The 802-nt window shown below is 64.0% G+C and carries 1 protein-coding gene and 1 pseudogene; both read right to left on the bottom strand.

The window, feature by feature from the left end:
* Positions 1-435, bottom strand: a 435-nt coding sequence (locus AC5LUJ_RS23360; protein ID WP_493465786.1) for a hypothetical protein, incomplete at its 3' end; no start/stop codon positions are given.
* Positions 436-609: 174 nt separating this feature from the next.
* Positions 610-802, bottom strand: a pseudogene (locus AC5LUJ_RS23355) (tyrosine-type recombinase/integrase); the annotation flags it as partial.

Here is an 802-nt window from a genome sequence, read left to right as displayed (position 1 = left end):
CGATGTGGGGGGTGTCTGTGAAGGCGGACCAGTATCCGGCTGGACGATATCCGCAACCAGGTCAGGCAGGCCGGCGACGACGGCAACGGACAAGAGCGCTTTGATGCTCACGGCGATGCCGATCGCGCTACTTGCTAGGCCGACGATGATCACAGCGCCGCCCATGAATTGCCAAAAGGGCGTCTGGTCTTTGTCTGGTGGGTCCCGCTGGATCGTGTCGAGGAGGTGTTGCATGTCCTCGCGTAGCTCGTCGGCCTGCGCTCTGTTCTCGATCTTCTCCAGGATCGAGTCCACTATCTCGACGGCTTGGCGTCGCGCGTTGACGAGAATCGCGTCCTGGGTAGGGTCCGCTGGGTTCCCCGCCAGCTGGTAGCCGACCTCCTTGAGCCTTGTGCGGAGGGCGTTCAGGTAGGCGGCCTCGTCTGCGGGCGTCACGGGTTGATCGTAACGAGTGCCGGTCGGGGGCGAAACCCGATCCAGAAAATGAGGCCCTCGGATGCCCACGTGCTGTCGTCGCGGGCCCACGATAGGTCAGCGGCAGGTTGCAGAGCCCGTTCCTGGCGCGCCCTCCCGAGATAGATCATCTCTGTGTCCTGCGGGGAAAGTTGACTAGAGATCTTCGAGGAATGCCAGCAGCCTGTCGGGAGCACGGTAACGGCCGGGGGTGGTGTCGGGTGGTTGGGTGCGGGCGAGCGCCCGCTCTTTCTGGGTCATGTCGGCATGTAGGTAGCGGTCGGTGGTGGTGACGTGGGCGTGTCCGAGCCAGAGGGCGATGACGCTCTGGTCGACGCCTGCGAGGAAA

The organism is Protofrankia sp. CiP1_Cm_nod3, from assembly GCF_982290655.1.
The sequence above is the reverse complement of the archived record's forward strand: the minus strand, read 5'-3'. Positions and strand labels throughout refer to the sequence as shown.